An 18,378-nucleotide genomic window follows, 5' to 3' on the forward strand; every position below is an offset into this window, starting at 1 on the left:
ATGATCGACCTTGCCAAGCCCATTTGCCAAATGTGGTGGCGCTCCTTCTAGGAGCGGCAGTCGTCATGTCTTGAAATCGACCCTGCCGCCGTGATCCGGCAGGCATGGTCCATTCCGTTTTTCCTTCCCGATTGCGGCGGCTCCTTTTGCGGAGCAACGAAATGCAATCTCTTATCAATACCCGTCCCGTCATTCTGACAGGCGACCGAACAACAGGTCCACTCCATCTCGGCCATTATGTCGGGTCGCTGAAGAGCCGCGTTGCGCTTCAGCAAAGCCACGAGCAATTCCTGCTGCTGGCGGATACGCAGGCGTTGACAGACAATGCCCATGATCCCGAAAAGGTCCGGCGCAACGTTCTCGAGGTCGCAACCGATTATCTTGCCATCGGCATCGATCCGGCGCTGACGACGATCTGCGTGCAATCCGCCTTGCCGGCGCTGGCGGAGCTGACACTGCTCTATCTGAATTTCGTCACGGTCAGCCGCCTGGAGAGAAATCCGACGATCAAGACGGAGATCCAGCTGCGCGGTTTCGAACGCGATGTCCCGGCCGGCTTTCTCTGCTATCCGGTCGCCCAAGCCGCCGATATCACGGCCTTCAAGGCGACGGTCGTTCCCGTCGGCGAAGATCAGGCGCCATTGATCGAGCAGACAAACGAGATCGTTCGCCGTCTCAATCGGCAGATCGGGCGAGACATTCTCGTCGAGGCTGCAGCCATGGTGCCAAAAGTCGGGCGCCTTCCGGGTGTCGACGGCAGGGCGAAGATGAGCAAATCGCAGGGCAATGCGATCCCGCTCTCGGCATCGCCGGATGAAATAAGCGATGCGGTGCGACGCATGTACACCGATCCGGATCACCTGCGTGTCAGCGATCCCGGCAAGATCGAAGGAAATGTCGTCTTCACCTATCTCGATGCCTTCTGCGAGGATCGGCAACTGGTCGAAGAGCTGAAGGTGCATTATCGCCGCGGCGGGCTTGGCGACATCACCTTGAAGAGACATCTTGAGGGTGTCCTGCAAGCGCTGCTCGCGCCGATCCGCGAACGGCGCGCGCGTTTTGCCGCCGAGCCGGGCTATGTCCTTGATATAGTGCGCGAGGGAACGCGAAAGGCGAGGGAGAGGACGGAGGCGACGCTTGCCGAATTGCGCGACGCCTTGGGCCTGTTCACGCTTACCTGAAACAAAGGGCCGGGCGATCTTCTGACGCGCCCGGCCGCTCTCGTAGCTGCTGTCTGATTATTCTGCGAGCGCGACGGCGATCTCGGCGGCCAGGCGCGCATTGTTTTCGACAAGCGCGATGTTGGTCTTGAGGCTGCGGCCTTCGGTAATGTCGAAGATCGTGCTCAGCAGATAGGGCGTAACCGCCTTGCCGCTGATCTCATCCCGTTCCGCGCTGTCGAGGGCGCGCTCGATGTAGATTTCCATCTCCTCACGCGGGATCTCGTCGGCTTCCGGAACCGGATTGGCGATCAGCATGCCGCCATCGATACCGAGCTGTTCGCGTGTCGTCTGGAAGTTGGCGATCGCAGCAGGGCTATTCAGCGTCAGCGGGCTCGTCAGGCCAGACGAGCGCGACCAGAAGGCCGGAAATTCCGTGCTGTCGTAGGTGACGACCGGAACACCGCGGGTTTCCAGCACTTCGAGCGTTTTCGGAATATCGAGGATCGCCTTGGCGCCGGCGCAAACGACGATGACGCCGGTGCGGGAAAGCTCTTCAAGATCGGCCGAAATATCGAAGCTCTCTTCCGCACCGCGATGCACGCCGCCGATACCGCCGGTGGCGAAAACCTTGATGCCGGCGCGGGCGGCGGCGATCATCGTGGCGGCAACAGTGGTCGCGCCGGTGCGGCGCTCAGCGATCGCAAAGGCGATGTCGGCGCGCGAAACCTTCATCGCACCTTCCGTCTTCGCCAATGCTTCCAGCTCTTCCGGCTCGAGGCCGATATGCAGCGTGCCGTGAATGACGGCGATGGTTGCCGGTACGGCGCCTTCTTGCCGGATGATCGCTTCGACGCTGCGGGCCATCTCGATATTACCCGGATAGGGCATGCCATGGGTGATGATCGTCGATTCCAGGGCGACGATCGGCGCACCGCGCAGCTTGGCGGCAGCGACTTCCTTCGAATAGGAGATCGGAAGCAGGGGCGAGATAGGCTGGGTCATTGTCGTTTCCAATTCACTGAAACAATATACGCGTCTTGAGCAGGCTTCATGACAGAATTTCGGCCTCGGGAACAAGGGCCAAAGCCGCCTTTAGCAGCTCGGGCGAGAGATTTTCTGCCGTCGCATACGGAGACTGGACGGTGATTGTCGCCGCCGCTGCCCCATGACGGACGGCTTCTGCGAGATCGTGGCCGGCCAGCAATGCCGAAAGAACGCCTGACGCCAGCGAATCTCCCGCTCCCGTGACATCGGCAACATCCTCGACAATGGGCGGCTGCAGGCTGACGATGGCATCACGCGAGAATGCGATCAGGGGGCGTTTCCCGCGGGTGACCACGCCATTGCGCAGGCCGAGCGCACGCAAAGCATTTACCCATTCGCGCGGATCCTCCGGACGGATTTCGGTCAGCGCCGCGGCTTCGGCCTCGTTGAGGAACAGGTGATCGATGCCGGCAAGGCTCGGTTTCAGCCGCACGACTTTGGCCGGCGAGATGGCGATAGCAGCGACCGGCTTGCCGCAAAAGACGGCCCTTGCCGCAATTGCGCCTAAGGTTTCCTCAGGCAGATTGGCATCGCAGAGAATAAGGTCGGTTTCTTCGAAGGCGTCTCGAACGGCGCGAATCGCCAGGCGTCTTGGCACGAAGAGCTTGTAGAGCTCCATGTCGGCAAGCGCGATGACGAGATTGCCATCATTCTCAAGGATCGCCGTATAGCTCGGCGTCTTGCGATCGAGGAAAACGAAGGGCTTGTCATCGATGCCGGCATGGCTTGCGGCTTCCGCCACCATTTCACCGGAGGGATCGCCGCCGCGCGGCGAGATCAGCTTTACGTCGAAGCCGAGGCGGGCAAGATTTCGCGCCGCATTGAAGCCGCCGCCGCCGGGCTCCTCGAACCATGCGCCGGGATTGCTGGCGCCGGGCGCCGTCTCCCCGAAGATGCGGCCGCGCCGGTCGATATGGGCACCGCCAAGAACGAGAATCTTTTTCGCCATAGGGTTATCCTCAGCAGTCGAAAAGGCGAATCGAGCGAGCCGCAAACATCTCGCAATTCACCGTTTCTGGCATGTAAGTGCCTGGGAAGAAAGAAGAAAACAAAAATAGAACGAAATTCATTTTACCTTTTTCTTTCAATCGCTTGTTGTGCCCTTGCGATATGAGAACAAATCGAGTACACAATTCTCATCGGCGGCGACATTGCTAGAGCGGCTTCAATAACCTAAAGGTGGATCGAATGTCTCAGAATTCTTTGCGGCTTGTAGAGGACAAATCGGTGGATAAAAGCAAGGCACTTGAAGCGGCACTCTCTCAAATTGAGCGGTCGTTCGGCAAGGGCTCGATCATGAAACTCGGCTCGAACGAGAACGCGGTCGAAATCGAAACGGTTTCCACCGGCTCTCTGAGCCTCGATATCGCTCTCGGCATTGGCGGCTTGCCGAAGGGGCGCATCATCGAAATCTATGGGCCGGAAAGCTCGGGTAAGACGACGCTGGCGCTGCAGACCATCGCAGAGGCCCAGAAGAAGGGCGGCATTTGCGCCTTTGTGGACGCGGAACATGCGCTCGATCCGGTCTATGCCCGCAAGCTCGGCGTCGACCTGCAAAACCTTCTGATTTCGCAGCCCGATACCGGCGAACAGGCGCTTGAAATCACCGATACGCTGGTGCGCTCCGGGGCCATCGACGTTCTCGTCGTCGACTCCGTTGCGGCATTGACGCCGCGCGCCGAAATCGAAGGCGAGATGGGCGACAGCCTGCCGGGCCTGCAGGCTCGTCTGATGAGCCAGGCGCTGCGCAAGCTCACGGCTTCGATCTCCAAGTCCAACTGCATGGTGATCTTCATCAACCAGATCCGTATGAAGATCGGCGTCATGTTCGGTTCGCCGGAAACGACGACGGGCGGCAACGCGCTGAAGTTCTACGCCTCGGTTCGCCTCGATATTCGCCGTATCGGTGCCGTCAAGGAGCGCGAAGAGGTGATCGGCAACCAGACCCGAGTCAAGGTCGTCAAGAACAAGATGGCGCCGCCCTTCAAGCAGGTCGAGTTCGACATCATGTATGGCGAAGGTGTTTCCAAGACCGGCGAACTGGTCGATCTCGGCGTCAAGGCCGGTATCGTCGAAAAGTCCGGCGCCTGGTTCTCCTATAATAGCCAGCGCCTCGGCCAGGGCCGCGAAAACGCGAAACTCTTCCTGCGCGACAACCCGGATCTCGCCCGTGAAATCGAGTTGTCGCTCCGCCAGAATGCCGGTCTCATCGCCGATCGCTTCCTGCAGAATGGCGGTCCCGATGCCGATGATGGCGACGCCTCCGGCGAATAAGGATTTTCGGGAGCAGTTCCCGACCAGAGACCGAGATTAAGAATTGGAACCGGCCGCATTGTCCAAGGGATGTGCGGCCGGTTTTGTTCGTGCGGCTGGACAGCGCCCGGAGCGGACGATAAAAGCCACTGACTTTGATGCAAGTTGCTGAGCGCAGGACTGAAGGGCCCCATATGAGCGGTGTGAATGAAATCCGGTCGACCTTCCTCGACTATTTTAAGAAAAACGGCCACGAGATCGTGCCGTCGAGCCCGCTGGTGCCGCGCAACGATCCGACATTGATGTTTACCAATGCCGGCATGGTGCAGTTCAAGAACGTGTTCACCGGTCTGGAGCAGCGTCTCTATACGACGGCTTCGACGGCGCAGAAATGCGTTCGCGCCGGCGGCAAGCACAACGACCTCGATAATGTCGGCTATACCGCGCGCCATCACACCTTCTTCGAGATGCTCGGCAACTTCTCCTTTGGCGACTATTTCAAGGAACGCGCCATCGAGCTTGCCTGGAACCTGATCACCAAGGAATTCGGCCTCGATGCCAAGCGCTTGCTTGTCACGGTCTATCATACCGATGACGACGCCTTTAACCTGTGGAAGAAGATCGCCGGCCTTTCCGACGACCGGATCATCCGCATCGCCACCAGCGACAATTTCTGGGCAATGGGCGATACCGGTCCTTGCGGTCCCTGTTCGGAAATCTTCTACGATCATGGCGATCATATCTGGGGCGGCCCTCCTGGCTCTCCGGAAGAAGACGGCGACCGCTTCATCGAGATCTGGAACCTCGTCTTCATGCAGTTCGAGCAGATCACAAAGGAGCAACGCGTCGACCTGCCGCGTCCGTCGATCGATACCGGCATGGGCCTCGAGCGCGTTGCCGCCGTGCTGCAAGGCAAGCATGACAACTACGATATCGATCTCTTCCGCGCGCTGATCGAAGCCTCGGAAGAGGCAACGGGCGTCAAGGCTGAAGGCGAGCATCGCGCCAGCCATCGCGTCATCGCCGATCATCTGCGTTCCTCCGCCTTCCTGATTGCCGATGGCGTGCTGCCGTCGAACGAAGGCCGCGGCTACGTGCTTCGCCGCATCATGCGCCGCGCCATGCGCCACGCGCAGCTGCTGGGTGCCAAGGAGCCGCTGATGTGGAAGCTGCTGCCGGCGCTGATCCAACAGATGGGCCGCGCCTATCCCGAGCTGGTTCGCGCCGAGGCGCTCACCTCCGAGACGCTGAAGCTCGAAGAAACCCGTTTCCGCAAGACGCTGGAACGTGGCCTGTCGCTGCTCAACGATGCCACTTCGGACCTGCATAAGGGCGACAGCCTGGACGGCGAGACTGCCTTCAAGCTCTACGACACCTATGGCTTCCCGCTCGACCTGACGCAGGACGCGCTGCGTGCCCGCGGCATCGGCGTCGATATTTCCAGCTTCACGGATGCGATGGAGCGCCAGAAGGCTGAAGCGCGCTCGCATTGGGCAGGCTCCGGCGACAAGGCGACCGAGACCATCTGGTTCGAGCTCAAGGAAAAGAATGGTGCCACTGAATTCCTGGGTTACGATACGGAATCTGCTGAAGGCGTGATCCAGGCGATCGTCAAGGGCGGTGTTGCAGTCGATAGCGCCTCTGCCGGCGACAAGGTGCAGATCATCGTCAACCAGACGCCATTCTATGGCGAATCCGGCGGCCAGATGGGCGATACCGGCGTGATATCAAGCGACCACGGCAAGCTCGCCGTCAACGACACCCAGAAGAAGGGCGAAGGCCTTTTCGTTCACAGCTCCGAGGTTTCCGAAGGCAAGATCAAGGTCGGCGATGCCGTCGTCCTGACGGTCGATCATAACAGGCGCTCGCGCCTGCGCGCCAATCACTCCGCCACCCATTTGCTGCACGAAGCACTTCGCGAAGTGCTCGGCACCCACGTGGCGCAGAAGGGCTCGCTGGTCGCGCCAGAGCGTCTGCGTTTCGACGTTTCGCATCCCAAGCCGATGTCGGCTGAGGAGTTGAAGGTCGTCGAGGATATGGCCAACGAGATCGTCCTGCAGAACTCGCCGGTTACGACCCGCCTGATGAGCGTCGACGATGCGATCGCGGAAGGTGCGATGGCATTGTTCGGCGAGAAGTATGGCGACGAGGTGCGCGTCGTATCGATGGGGCAGGGCGTGCGTGGGGCCAAGGCCGGCAAGCCCTACTCGGTCGAGCTTTGCGGCGGTACGCATGTCTCGGCCACCGGCCAGATCGGTCTCGTGCGTATTCTCGGCGAAAGCGCAGTTGGTGCCGGCGTACGCCGCATTGAAGCCGTCACCGGTGAATCCGCGCGCGATTATCTCGCCGAACAGGACGATCGCGTGAAGAGCCTCGCCTCGGCGCTGAAGGTCCAGCCGGCCGACGTCGTCTCGCGCGTCGAAGCCTTGATGGACGAGCGCCGCAAGCTGGAACGCGAACTGGCTGACGCCAAGCGCAAGCTTGCCATGGGCGGCGGCCAGAGCGGTTCGGCCGATGCGGTACGGGACGTCAACGGTGTCAAGTTCCTGGGCAAGCCGGTTTCCGGCGTCGACCCCAAGGATCTCAAGGGCATGGCGGATGAAGCCAAGGCAGGTCTCGGTTCTGGCATCGTTGCGCTGATCGGCGTTTCGGATGATGGCAAGGCAAGCGCCGTCGTCGCTGTCACTGAAGATCTAGTCGGCCGCTTCAGCGCCGTCGACCTCGTACGCGTCGCTTCGGCTGCGCTCGGCGGCAAGGGCGGCGGCGGCCGTCCCGACATGGCCCAGGCCGGCGGCCCAGATGGCGCCAAAGCTGATGAAGCCGTTGAGGCGATTGCGGCGGCGCTTGCCGGCTAAGACGCTAATCTCCGATGGATAAACAAGGATGGCGGATGCTTAGGTGTCCGCCATTTTTCTTTGTCCGGACAACTCCGCAGGATTTGTCAAATCGGGTTATGCTCTTGTCGGGCCGATCGAATTTGCAAGAGGTTTGATATGAGTGGCGGAACGGCGTGGACGCTTTACGAGACCCGGCTGCGGCGGGTTTCGGCCTATATCCATGAGCATCTGGATGATGAGCTCGATATGGAAAAGCTCGCCGAGATCGCCTGCATGTCCAGCTATCACTGGCACAGGATCTATCGGGCGATCTATGGCGAGACGGCAGCGGCGAGCGTCAAGCGGCTGCGGCTGCACCGTGCTGCCGGCGATCTCGTCAACACCCGTCTATCCGTCAGCGATATTGCAAAGCGGTCGGGCTATCCCAACCTCCAGTCGTTCAACCGCATCTTCAGATCCGTCTACGGCATGCCGCCGGCGCGATATCGGAATGAGGGAAGCCATACGATCTTCGAACCCAGTACCCAAGGAAGGATCACGGTTATGTTCGACGTTACGCTTCGCACGATTTCCCGGATGTCACTGATCGGTGTCGCCCATCGCGGCTCCTATATGCAGATCGGTCAGGCATTCGAAACACTCTTCGGCACCATCTTTGCTCGCGGCCTTGCCGCGCCTGACATGCGCATGGTCGGCATCTATCTCGATGATCCCGATGCCGTGGAGGCAGAGAAGCTGCGGTCGTACGCCTGTGTCACCGCCGGTGAAAGCGTAACAGTCGAGGCGCCGCTGGAGCGCCGCTCTCTCGATGGTGGCGAATATGCCGTGCTGCGCCACAAAGGGCCTTACGCAAACATGCATAGGGCATATCAGTGGCTCTATGCACAATGGCTGCCGGCCTCCGGGCGACAGCTGCGCGATACCGTCATGTTTGAAGAATATATCAACAATCCGCGCGACGTGCCGCCGACGGAGCTTCTGACCGATATCTATATGCCGCTACAATAGCGGCATATGACTTCGATCGAGGATTTCCTCTTAATGCCTTGTATTGTCAGGCATTGGCCGGCTTCGGCATAGCAGCATTGTCGATATCGTTGCCTCGGCGGTAGGCGTCGCGATCGCTGACCCTGGCCCAATAATCGATGAAGGCCTGGCGCTTCTCAATGGTGCCGAAATTGAGACCCCAGCCGACATGCGAACCGACATAGACGTCGGCGGCCGTAAAGCGGTCGCCGGCTATGAAGGGCGAGGCTGTGACCGCCTGTTCCAATGTATCGAAAACATGGTCCAGACTGCCGCAGCCCGCCATGCGCAGGCGTTCCGTCGGAATTTCAAAGCCGAGGGCGCGGTTGGTCACCGCCATCTCCATCGGGCCGGCGGCAAAGAACATCCAGCGGAAGTAGCGGCCGCGCTCGGCTGCTGTCGGGGCAAGACCTGCCTGCGGGAAGGTTTCCGCCAGATAGGCACAGATGGCCGCACCCTCGGTGACGACCGTATCGCCATGCTTGATGGCGGGAACCTTTCCCATGGGATTTACCGCCAGATATTCAGGGGCCTTCATCGTCGTGCCAAAGTCGAGATATTCGGTGCGATAGGGCTGGCCGATCTCCTCGAGCATCCAGCGGGCGATGCGTCCGCGCGACATCGGGTTGGTATAGAAAACGAGTTCTTCGGCCATCTGCCTCTCCCTTTTGCTGCAAGCATTTTTGTCACCGGTTCGCCCGGGCGGCAAGGTTCAGGGCAAAAGAAAACCCGGCGTTGAGGCCGGGTTCCCGTATCTGCTTATGCCGGCAAGGCTTAGGCAGCCATGGCCTTCTTGAGGTTCTCGTCGATCTTGTCGAGGAAAGCGGTGGTGGAGAGCCACGGCTGGTCGGGACCGATCAGCAGTGCCAGGTCCTTGGTCATGTAGCCGGCTTCAACCGTGTCGACGCAAACCTTTTCGAGCGTGGAAGCGAACTTCGCGAGTTCGGCATTGTCGTCGAGCTTGGCGCGATGAGCGAGGCCGCGGGTCCAGGCGAAGATCGAGGCGATGGAGTTCGTCGAGGTTTCCTGACCCTTCTGGTGCTGGCGGTAGTGACGTGTCACCGTGCCGTGTGCGGCTTCGGCTTCGACCGTCTTGCCGTCCGGCGTGAGCAGAACGGAGGTCATCAGGCCAAGCGAGCCGAAGCCCTGGGCAACGGTGTCGGACTGGACGTCGCCGTCATAGTTCTTGCAGGCCCAGACGTAACCGCCGGACCATTTCAGGGCGGAGGCCACCATGTCGTCGATCAGGCGGTGTTCGTAGGTGATGCCGGCTTCATCGAACTGAGCCTTGAACTCGTTCTGGTAGACTTCTTCGAAGATGTCCTTGAAGCGGCCGTCATAGGCCTTGAGAATAGTGTTCTTGGTCGAGAGGTAGACCGGCCACTTGCGCATCAGGCCGTACATCATCGAGGCGCGGGCGAATTCGCGGATCGACTCGTCGAGGTTGTACATGGCCATGGCAACGCCGGCGCCCGGAGCGTTGAAGACTTCCTTCTCGATGATCGTGCCGTCTTCGCCAACGAACTTGATGGTCAGCTTGCCCTTGCCGGGGAACTTGAAGTCGGTGGCGCGGTACTGGTCGCCGAAAGCGTGACGGCCAACGACGATCGGCTGCGTCCAGCCCGGAACCAGGCGCGGAACGTTCTTGCAGATGATCGGCTCGCGGAAGATGACGCCGCCGAGAATGTTGCGGATCGTGCCGTTCGGGCTCTTCCACATTTCCTTGAGGTTGAATTCCTTCACGCGGGCTTCGTCCGGCGTGATCGTGGCGCACTTGATGCCGACGCCGTACTTCTTGATGGCGTTGGCGGCGTCAACGGTCACCTGGTCGTTGGTGGCGTCGCGGTTTTCGACCGAGAGGTCATAGTAGTCGATATCGATGTCGAGGTAGGGGAAGATCAGTTTTTCTTTGATGAGCTGCCAGATGATGCGAGTCATTTCGTCGCCATCGAGATCGGCAACGGGATTTGCGACCTTGATCTTCTTCATGCTTCTGCCTCGTTTAAGCTGATGGGACCCGATGGTCCTGTGGGTAATATGAAGTCCCGAGGGCTATAGCACCGCAAGTGCGGAACGCAAAGCCGATAGAGCCTTCGGCATCGCGTTTTTGATCATTCGTGACATCACCCGCTTTTTGCAGTCCGGCCATTGCCAAAGCGATCCATGGGTCTAATGTCGCGCATGTTTTGCCTGCTGCCACGGAATCAAATCATGCAGAAATTTGCCGCCTCCGCACTCGCCTTCACGCTTTTTCAGTTCTCGCTTGGCGCGCATATGGCGCTTGCGGCCGATGCGACGACGCCGGTCAAGGCCATCATGGACGCGACCGTCTCCAACTGGGCGGGCGGCGACAGCGATTGGCAGGATATTTTCGGCGAGGACAAACTCAAGGATATCTATAGCAAGGATTTTGGAGCGAAATACCAGGCGGCGGCGCAATTTCCCGCCGCCGACGAGGATGGTATCTCGCCATTCGACTACGATGTCATCGTCAATGCGCAGGATGCGTGCCCGCTGGAGGACGTGAAGATTGCCGCGCAGCCGCCGAAGAACAATGTGACGGAGGTGCTGGCGACCTTCAAGAAATCGACCTGTATGGGCTCCGACGCCGATTATCAGAAGGTGACCACGGTTCGTTTCGAGGTCATCGAAGAGGGTGGCAGGCCCGTGGTGGACGATATCGTCACCAACGACGACAACGGCAATCCGAGCTCACTCAAGAGCGTGATGGTGGATCTCGTCAAACAGCAGCAGCAACAGCCGGCAGACCAGACGCAGCAGCCGTCGGATCAGAAGAAGCCCGCCAATCCGGAATAATCGGGCGGGATTCGTTCTGCCATTCAAGCGCAAAAACCTTGCCGATCGGCTGGCGTCTCGCTATTGCGACACCGGAATCAGGATATTGAGCATGATGTTCTCCGAAAACCGCTAACACTTTTCGGCATCATGCTCGAATTAGCGCGATTGGTTTCGCGTGCGGAGATTTAGGCATCATGGCAGGCACGAACAGCGAGCGTCAACTTCTGGCCGAAGGGCCGGCCATCATTCTGGTCGAGCCGCAGATGGGCGAAAATATCGGTATGGTGGCGCGCGCCATGGCGAATTTCGGCCTTGCCGAATTGCGCCTCGTCAATCCTCGCGACGGGTGGCCGAACGAGAGGGCACAGGCGACTGCCTCCAAGGCGGATCATATTATCGAGGCGACCAAGGTCTACGAGACGCTGGAGCAGGCGATCGCTGATCTCAATTTCGTCTATGCGACAACCGCGCGGGAGCGGGATGGCTATAAGCCGGTGCGCTCGCCTGTCATCGCCGCCGAAACGCTCCGTACCAAATTCAAGGCGGGCGAGGGTACGGGCATTCTCTTCGGCAGGGAGCGCTGGGGCCTGACGAATGAGGAAGTGGCGCTGGCCGACGAGATCGTGACCTTTCCCGTCAATCCCGCCTTCGCCTCGCTGAACATCGCGCAGGCCGTGCTGTTGATGTCCTACGAATGGATGAAGTCGGGCATGGAGGATCTCGGCGATGTGCCTTTCCAGGCGATCGAGCAGCGGCCTTCGACGAAGGAGCAGCTTTTCGGTCTGTTCGACCAGCTCGAGGAAGCGCTGGATGCGCGCAATTATTTCCATCCTGCCGGGAAAAAGCCGAAAATGGTCGACAATCTCCGGGCCGTCCTCTCGCGTCGGGCCTTCACTGAACAGGAAATCAGCGTCTTGCGCGGGGTGATCTCGTCTCTCGACCGCTTCTCGCGGAAGTCTCCGCGCGGCAGCGGCTCGCATCCCCGATCCTCGAAAGCACCGAAGGAAGCTCCAAGCGATGACAGCAGCGGCGAATGAGCTGAAACCAATACTCGTTTTCGATTCAGGGATCGGCGGTTTGACGGTGTTGCGCGAAGCACGCGTGCTGATGCCGGAGCGGGGTTTCATCTATATCGCCGACGATGCCGCATTTCCCTATGGCAGTTGGGAAGAAGCGGCGCTGAAGGAGCGCATCGTCGATCTCTTCGCACAGCTGCTCGTGCAATATGATCCGGAACTCTGCATCATCGCCTGCAACACGGCGTTCACGCTGGTCGGCGCCGCTCTTCGTGCCGCCTTTCCGCAGATGACCTTCGTCGGTACCGTGCCGGCGATCAAGCCAGCTGCGGAGCGCACACGTTCAGGCCTCGTTTCGGTGCTGGCGACACCGGGCACCGTCAAGCGTGCCTACACGCGCGACCTGATCCAGTCCTTCGCCACGCAATGTCATGTCCGGCTTGTCGGATCGGAAAATCTGGCACGTCTGGCGGAGAGCTATATTCGCGGCGATGCAATTACAGACGAGGCCGTCATGACCGAGATCGATCAGTGCTTCGTCGAGATGGATGGCCGCAAGACCGATATCGTCGTGCTTGCCTGCACGCATTATCCCTTCATGGCCAATATCTTCCGCAGGCTTGCGCCCTGGCCGGTCGATTGGCTCGATCCGGCTGAAGCCATCGCAAGACGCGCTCGCAGCCTTGTGCCGGAGGTGGCCGATGCTGTGCATCCCGACAATTTCGACTTTGCGGTGTTTACCTCCGGGGCACCGGATTTTCCCACGCGCCGGCTGATGCAGGGTTTTGGACTCAAGGCTTGATGATGAAAGACAAGGTTTCGCTGCGAAAACTCGATCTCGCGGATATGCCGGCCGCGGCCGCTGTCCATCGCTCTTCCTTCAACGAGCGGCTGCCGACGCTTGCCGGGCTCCATACGCCGGAAGAAGATGTTGGCTTCTGGAGTGCTGTCGTTTTCAAAGATTGCGAAATTTGGGGTGCGGAAGAGGAGGGCGGTCGTCTCGTCGGCGTCATCGCCTTCCTCGAGGATTGGATCGACCAACTTTACGTGTTGCCTGAGGCGCAAGGGCGCGGCATCGGCAGCCGGCTTCTCGATATCGCCAAGTCAGCCTATCCGCAGCTCTCGCTCTGGACGTTCCAGAGAAATGAGCCGGCGCGCCGCTTTTACTTAAAGCACGGCTTCTTCGTGGTTGACGAGTCGGATGGGGCAGGCAATGAGGAAAAGGAGCCGGATGTGCTTTACAAGTGGGAGGCACGCTTGCACCGGTTGTAATGCAGGATTGGGCTGAGCGGCGGAATATTGGGAGGACGATATTTGATGTCTTTTGAGATTGATTGCAGTGTTGTCGGGGCAAGCCATGCGTCTGCGTGAGTGCCACAATTTCCATGATTTTCGCCTTCTCGCGAAGAAGCGTCTTCCCGGTCCGATCTTCAACTATATCGACGGCGCTGCCGACGATGAGGTGACGCTGCGGCGGAACACGACGAGCTTCGAAAGCTGCGATCTCGTTCCCAACGTCCTGCGTGGGGTCAGCGAGATTGACATGTCTGTCACTGTCATGGGGCAAAAGCTCGCGACACCCTTCTATTGCTCGCCGACGGCGCTGCAGCGGCTCTTCCATCATCAGGGCGAGAATGCGGTTGCAGCCGCCGCCTCTTCGCTCGGCACCATGTTCGGCGTCTCCTCGCTCGGCACCGTCAGTCTTGAGGAAATCCGCAAGAAGCATGCGGGACCGCAGGTCTACCAGTTCTATTTCCACAGGGATCGTGGCCTGAATCGGGCAATGATGGAGCGGGCGAAGGAAGCCGGCGTCAACGTCATGATGCTGACGGTCGACAGCATTACCGGCGGCAATCGCGAGCGCGATCTTCGCACGGGGTTTTCCATTCCTTTCAAGCTCAATCTGGCCGGGATCACCCAATTCGCCATCAAGCCCGCTTGGGCGCTGAACTACGTGACCCACGAGAAGTTCCGCCTGCCGCAGCTCGATGAGCATGTCGACATGAGCGGTGGTGCGATGTCGATCGGAAAGTATTTCACCGAAATGCTCGATCCGTCCATGAACTGGAATGACGTCGCCGAAATGGTGAAGCACTGGAACGGGCAGTTCTGCCTGAAGGGCATCATGTCGGTCGAGGATGCCAAGCGTGCTGTCGATATCGGATGCACCGGCATCGTGCTGTCGAACCATGGCGGCCGGCAATTGGATGGCTCGCGCTCGGCATTCGATCAACTGGCGGAGATCGTCGATGCCGTCGGCCATCGCATCGATGTGATGATGGATGGTGGCGTCCAGCGCGGCACGCATGTGCTGAAGGCTCTGTCGCTCGGCGCCAAGGCCGTTGGCCTCGGCCGCTTCTATCTCTATCCGCTGGCCGCTGCCGGTCAGGCGGGCGTGGAGCGGGCGCTCAGGCATTTGCGTACCGAAGTCGAACGCGACATGAAGCTGATGGGCTGCACATCGGTCAGCCAGCTGTCGCGGGCCAATCTGCGCTTCAGATAGACTGGTAAGTGCCGACGGTCAGGGGAGCTTCATGAAAATCAACCGCCGTAAGCTTGCACTAGTTTCTGCAATGCCGATCTTTGCGGCGGCGTCGATCTGGTTGGATGCTTGGAACGATATCGATCTGGGGCGCGAATACGACCAGGGCGCTATCGCCTATACCGAATATGCCTATGCTGCGGCCAAGGGAACCACAGTCGCAGCTATTCGTGCTGAAGAAAAGTCGGCATCTGATCGGAACTTTAAGAAATGTCGCGCCGACCACGGGCTGTCACAGAGCCCATACATCGTGACGACATTCGACCCGTGCGGTTATTATCCGTCCATTCTTGCAATGCCTAGGAACGATACGCCCACTTTCCTTGTGGGCATTGCCTATAGCCTTCTATCTCTTTTGCCGTTGCTGGCAATTTTGGTCGGCTCTATCACGATTTCATTCGCATCGGTGTTCGGTATGCCCGCCGGAATAGGATGGTTCATTCGGTGGATTCAAACGTAAATCAATAACGAGTTGATTTCGCAATCGCCTGTGGGTTTTTTCAATCCACGGGCGCGAAGCTTGGAAATCTTTGCTAGACGGAGGCGCGTCCTTTCAGAAAGATGGGATGCATCCACATTTGATTCTTGCTCATAGGGGAAGTGCATTGCAGGTCGGCATCGACATGGGAACGGCGTCCGGCGGGACCAGCGCCCAGCTCGATATCGAGGAGCTGCTGGCGACGCGTCTCCTGGTGCAGGGCAATTCCGGCTCCGGAAAATCGCACCTCCTGCGGCGGCTGCTGGAACAGTCGGCGCAATGGGTGCAGCAGGTCATCATCGATCCCGAAGGCGATTTCGTAACGCTGGTCGACAAGTTTGGTCATGTGGTCGTCGACGGCGAGCGTACGGAAGCCGAGCTTGCCGGTATCGCCAACCGCATCCGCCAGCATCGCGTTTCTTGCGTGCTGACACTGGAGGGGCTCGATATCGAGCAGCAGATGCGCGCTGCCGCAGCCTTCCTGAATGGCATGTTCGATGCCGATCGCGAATTTTGGTATCCGGTTCTGGTTGTGGTCGACGAGGCGCAGATGTTTGCGCCCTCGGTCGGCGGCGACGTTTCGGAAGATGCGCGCAAGATGTCGCTCGGGGCCATGACCAATCTGATGTGCCGTGGCCGAAAGCGCGGCCTTGCCGGCGTCATCGCGACGCAGCGGCTTGCGAAGCTTGCCAAGAACGTTGCAGCGGAAGCCTCCAACTTCCTGATGGGCCGTACTTTCCTCGATATCGACATGGCTCGCGCGGCCGACCTTCTCGGCATGGATCGCAGGCAGGCGGAAATGTTCCGCGACCTGAAGCGCGGCAATTTCGTAGCCCTCGGGCCGGCACTCTCGCGCCGGCCGCTGCCGATCACCATCGGCGCGGTGGAAACCTCGGCGCGCTCCTCCAGTCCGAAGCTGATGCCGTTGCCGGATGCACCGCAGGATGTCGAAGATCTGATCTTCACGCCGGATCCGGAAGAGTTCACACGGCCCGTTGTCCGCCGTGCCACGCCCGCGCCACGCCCGACGACCGATATTCTGGCAGAGCTTTCCCGCTCCGCGCCGGCGGCAAGCCCGGCATCTTCGGAGCCGAAGGTCAGCCAGCCGGAACTATCGAGCGAGGATCGCGAGGCGAGAGTGAGCGCCGTGCTCTCCGAAATCCTTGACGACCCGGCCTCCGGCTTCCGCACGGATTCGGTGCTCTATCAGGAGTTTCTCGTTCGTTTGCGCATGCGCCGCGTTCCCGGCGCGCCGATGAGCCTGTCGGAGTTCCGTCGGCGCGTGGCGATCGTCCGTTCCGGTGCGGACGAAGAGGTCATGGCGACGGACCAATGGGCGACCGCGCTCTCGCTCTCCTCCAGCGTCACCGATGACTTGCAGGGCGTGTTCCTGATGCTAGCGAAAGCCGCCATCAGCGGCGAGCCATGCCCGTCCGACGCCCGCATCGCCCGCGCCTACGGCACCCATTCTGCACGGCGTGCACGGCGTCTCCTCAGCTATTTCGAGGAACAGGGCAGCGTCGTCGTCCATACGGATTTCTCGGGCAAGCGTATCGTCGCCTTTCCGGACATGGGCTCGCAGACCGCGCCGGGCGATGCCAATGCGCCCGATCTGGACAGTGGCGAGCAGGCGGCGGCGGAATAGCTACCGGGTTACGCGTTGCTGCTGATGATATGGAGTGCGGCTTTGCCGTCTTTAACGGCTGAAGTCGATAGGCGCCGGTCGAGCGTTGCCAGTTGGCCTCCATGGAATTTCGCCAATGCCAACAGATAGGTGTCGGTGATCTGTCCAGGAGTCAGAATGCGTGTCGAATCCACCAAAGTATCGTCCAGCAGACTGATATCGTCGGCCCAGAACTGGTGACCGGGCAAACGGCGAAGCTGGGCAACAAGAAGCGCGGCCGTCGACGGTGGACCGGGCGAGTTGGGATAGCTCGGCTGACTGAGAATTCGGACAACGCCATTTTCCGTTAACGGGCACGTTGCCCAACTGTCGCCGCCTAGGGAGTGAAACCACTCATGGGCGATATCATGCGATACATGGCTCGGATCGAATAAAGCGATCAGAACATTGACGTCCAACAGAAATGTCACGGAAGCTCGTCACGAAGTTTGTTGACAAGATCGAGCGTAACAGGGGGACTGCCCGTCTTAGGCGTGAGCAACGGAATACCATTCCGCTCCTTTGCCGGCTGTGAGCGGTTTAGCGATCGGCGAGCAAGGTCGGAAATGACATCACCGATGCTGCGGTGCTGCTGCTCTGCCATCGCCTTTGCCGCGGCAAGTACGTCGTCATCAATTGCAAGGGTTGTTCGCATCATTGCACCTTGATCGAGCATCAGTCATCACGCATCAAATATAGCATTTGCTGCTTCATTCTCAACAGCAACCGCGCGGGCTGTTGACATTTTCATGACGACCCCTTACAGACCGCGCCAACGCCGGGCAGAAATGTCCGGTGTTTCATTTGACATGTCCCGTGGCTTCGTCCGTTCGCTAACGTGAGAAGCCTGTCAGAGCTCGAAAACGGAGTTCAGAGGAGGGCGTGTTTCCTTCGCGGTTCGGCAACGGGCCGCCATAACACTTTGAAAGGAAATGCGATGAGCAAGCGCGAATCGTCCAAGTATAAAATTGACCGCCGTATGGGCGAAAACATCTGGGGCCGTCCGAAGTCCCCGGTAAACCGCCGCGAATACGGCCCGGGCCAGCACGGCCAGCGCCGCAAGGGCAAGCTTTCGGACTTCGGCGTGCAGCTGCGCGCCAAGCAGAAGCTGAAGGGCTACTATGGCGACCTGCGTGAAAAGCAGTTCCGCGCCATCTTCGACGAAGCCAATCGCCGCAAGGGCGACACTTCGGAAAACCTGATCGGTCTGCTCGAATCGCGCCTCGACGCGATCGTCTACCGCGCCAAGTTCGTTCCGACGGTCTTTGCTGCCCGTCAGTTCGTCAACCACGGACACGTCACCGTTAACGGGGTTCGCGTCAACATCGGTTCGTACCGCTGCAAGGCCGGCGACGTTATCGAAGTTCGCGAGAAGTCCAAGCAGCTCGTAACCGTTCTCGAATCGGTTGCTCTGGCTGAGCGCGACGTTCCGGACTACATCGAAGTCGATCACAACAAGATGGTTGCGACCTTTGCTCGCGTTCCGGCTCTCGGCGACGTACCGTACGCCGTCGTCATGGAACCGCATCTGGTCGTCGAATTCTATTCGCGTTAATA

At 59.7% G+C, this 18,378-nt stretch carries 18 protein-coding genes; 12 read left to right on the forward strand and 6 right to left on the reverse strand.

Features of this window, described 5'->3' with window-relative positions:
- Positions 1–161: 161 nt before the first annotated feature.
- Positions 162–1,181: a tryptophan--tRNA ligase gene (trpS, locus tag GDN47_RS05725; RefSeq protein WP_152092769.1), complete on the forward strand. Its 1,020-nt coding sequence runs from the start codon at positions 162–164 to the stop codon at positions 1,179–1,181.
- A 57-nt stretch (positions 1,182–1,238) separates the two neighbouring features.
- On the opposite strand, the gene GDN47_RS05730 is transcribed toward trpS, so the two are convergent.
- Positions 1,239–2,165: a pseudouridine-5'-phosphate glycosidase gene (locus GDN47_RS05730; RefSeq protein ID WP_095435030.1), complete on the reverse strand. Its 927-nt coding sequence runs from the start codon at positions 2,163–2,165 to the stop codon at positions 1,239–1,241.
- Between the two features lie 46 nt (positions 2,166–2,211).
- A complete protein-coding gene (locus tag GDN47_RS05735; RefSeq protein WP_152092770.1) occupies positions 2,212–3,156 on the reverse strand; it encodes a carbohydrate kinase family protein in 945 nt (314 codons plus the stop codon).
- Positions 3,157–3,395: 239 nt separating this feature from the next.
- Between GDN47_RS05735 and recA the strand changes: the two genes are divergently transcribed.
- The 3 genes from recA to GDN47_RS05750 all read left to right on the forward strand — a co-directional run bounded on the left by recA (position 3,396) and on the right by GDN47_RS05750 (position 8,305).
- Positions 3,396–4,481, forward strand: coding sequence for a recombinase RecA (recA, locus tag GDN47_RS05740; RefSeq protein WP_069613031.1), 1,086 nt, complete (start codon positions 3,396–3,398; stop codon positions 4,479–4,481).
- A gap of 173 nt (positions 4,482–4,654) precedes the next feature.
- Positions 4,655–7,315 carry an alanine--tRNA ligase gene (gene alaS, locus GDN47_RS05745; protein ID WP_152092771.1) on the forward strand — a complete coding sequence of 887 codons (2,661 nt, stop codon included), beginning with the start codon at positions 4,655–4,657 and terminating at the stop codon, positions 7,313–7,315.
- Between the two features lie 138 nt (positions 7,316–7,453).
- Positions 7,454–8,305, forward strand: a complete 852-nt coding sequence (locus GDN47_RS05750) for an AraC family transcriptional regulator (RefSeq protein ID WP_152092772.1) — start codon at positions 7,454–7,456, stop codon at positions 8,303–8,305.
- 46 nt (positions 8,306–8,351) lie between these two features.
- On the opposite strand, the gene GDN47_RS05755 is transcribed toward GDN47_RS05750, so the two are convergent.
- Together GDN47_RS05755 and GDN47_RS05760 are read right to left on the reverse strand one after the other, a co-directional pair.
- The gene (locus tag GDN47_RS05755) at positions 8,352–8,978 is read right to left on the reverse strand and encodes a glutathione S-transferase family protein (RefSeq protein ID WP_113332599.1); all 627 of its coding nucleotides are present in this window, start codon (positions 8,976–8,978) and stop codon (positions 8,352–8,354) included.
- Between the two features lie 119 nt (positions 8,979–9,097).
- A complete protein-coding gene (locus GDN47_RS05760) occupies positions 9,098–10,312 on the reverse strand; it encodes an NADP-dependent isocitrate dehydrogenase (RefSeq protein WP_113332598.1) in 1,215 nt (404 codons plus the stop codon).
- Between the two features lie 222 nt (positions 10,313–10,534).
- Between GDN47_RS05760 and GDN47_RS05765 the strand changes: the two genes are divergently transcribed.
- From GDN47_RS05765 to GDN47_RS05795, 7 genes are all read left to right on the forward strand, one after another.
- Complete coding sequence (locus GDN47_RS05765) at positions 10,535–11,140, forward strand: hypothetical protein (protein WP_173002444.1); 606 nt, start codon at positions 10,535–10,537, stop codon at positions 11,138–11,140.
- 176 nt (positions 11,141–11,316) lie between these two features.
- Complete coding sequence (locus GDN47_RS05770; RefSeq protein ID WP_113332597.1) at positions 11,317–12,159, forward strand: RNA methyltransferase; 843 nt, start codon at positions 11,317–11,319, stop codon at positions 12,157–12,159.
- On the forward strand, positions 12,140–12,940 hold the full coding sequence (gene murI, locus GDN47_RS05775; RefSeq protein ID WP_152092773.1) for a glutamate racemase: 801 nt from the start codon (positions 12,140–12,142) through the stop codon (positions 12,938–12,940). The genes GDN47_RS05770 and murI overlap by 20 nt, the downstream gene beginning before the upstream one ends.
- 2 nt (positions 12,941–12,942) lie before the next feature.
- The gene (locus GDN47_RS05780; protein WP_152092854.1) at positions 12,943–13,410 is read left to right on the forward strand and encodes a GNAT family N-acetyltransferase; all 468 of its coding nucleotides are present in this window, start codon (positions 12,943–12,945) and stop codon (positions 13,408–13,410) included.
- A gap of 85 nt (positions 13,411–13,495) precedes the next feature.
- The gene (locus GDN47_RS05785; protein WP_113332595.1) at positions 13,496–14,641 is read left to right on the forward strand and encodes an alpha-hydroxy acid oxidase; all 1,146 of its coding nucleotides are present in this window, start codon (positions 13,496–13,498) and stop codon (positions 14,639–14,641) included.
- Positions 14,642–14,672: 31 nt separating this feature from the next.
- Positions 14,673–15,140, forward strand: a complete 468-nt coding sequence (locus GDN47_RS05790) for a hypothetical protein (protein WP_152092774.1) — start codon at positions 14,673–14,675, stop codon at positions 15,138–15,140.
- Between the two features lie 145 nt (positions 15,141–15,285).
- A complete protein-coding gene (locus tag GDN47_RS05795) occupies positions 15,286–16,803 on the forward strand; it encodes a helicase HerA domain-containing protein (protein ID WP_152092855.1) in 1,518 nt (505 codons plus the stop codon).
- 8 nt (positions 16,804–16,811) lie between these two features.
- On the opposite strand, the gene GDN47_RS05800 is transcribed toward GDN47_RS05795, so the two are convergent.
- Positions 16,812–17,252 (reverse strand): TA system VapC family ribonuclease toxin, encoded by a 441-nt coding sequence (locus tag GDN47_RS05800; RefSeq protein WP_113355510.1) that lies wholly within the window; start codon positions 17,250–17,252, stop codon positions 16,812–16,814.
- Entirely contained in the window at positions 17,249–17,476 is a 228-nt protein-coding gene (locus tag GDN47_RS05805; protein WP_152092856.1) for a CopG family transcriptional regulator, read from the reverse strand. The genes GDN47_RS05800 and GDN47_RS05805 overlap by 4 nt, the downstream gene beginning before the upstream one ends.
- A gap of 282 nt (positions 17,477–17,758) precedes the next feature.
- Here GDN47_RS05805 and rpsD point away from each other — a divergent pair, with 282 nt between their 5' ends.
- On the forward strand, positions 17,759–18,376 hold the full coding sequence (gene rpsD / locus GDN47_RS05810) for a 30S ribosomal protein S4 (RefSeq protein ID WP_069613020.1): 618 nt from the start codon (positions 17,759–17,761) through the stop codon (positions 18,374–18,376).
- Positions 18,377–18,378 lie beyond the last annotated feature (2 nt).

Source organism: Martinezella dioscoreae (assembly GCF_009176305.1).
In the GTDB taxonomy this organism is placed as follows: Bacteria; Pseudomonadota; Alphaproteobacteria; order Rhizobiales; family Rhizobiaceae; genus Rhizobium; species Rhizobium dioscoreae.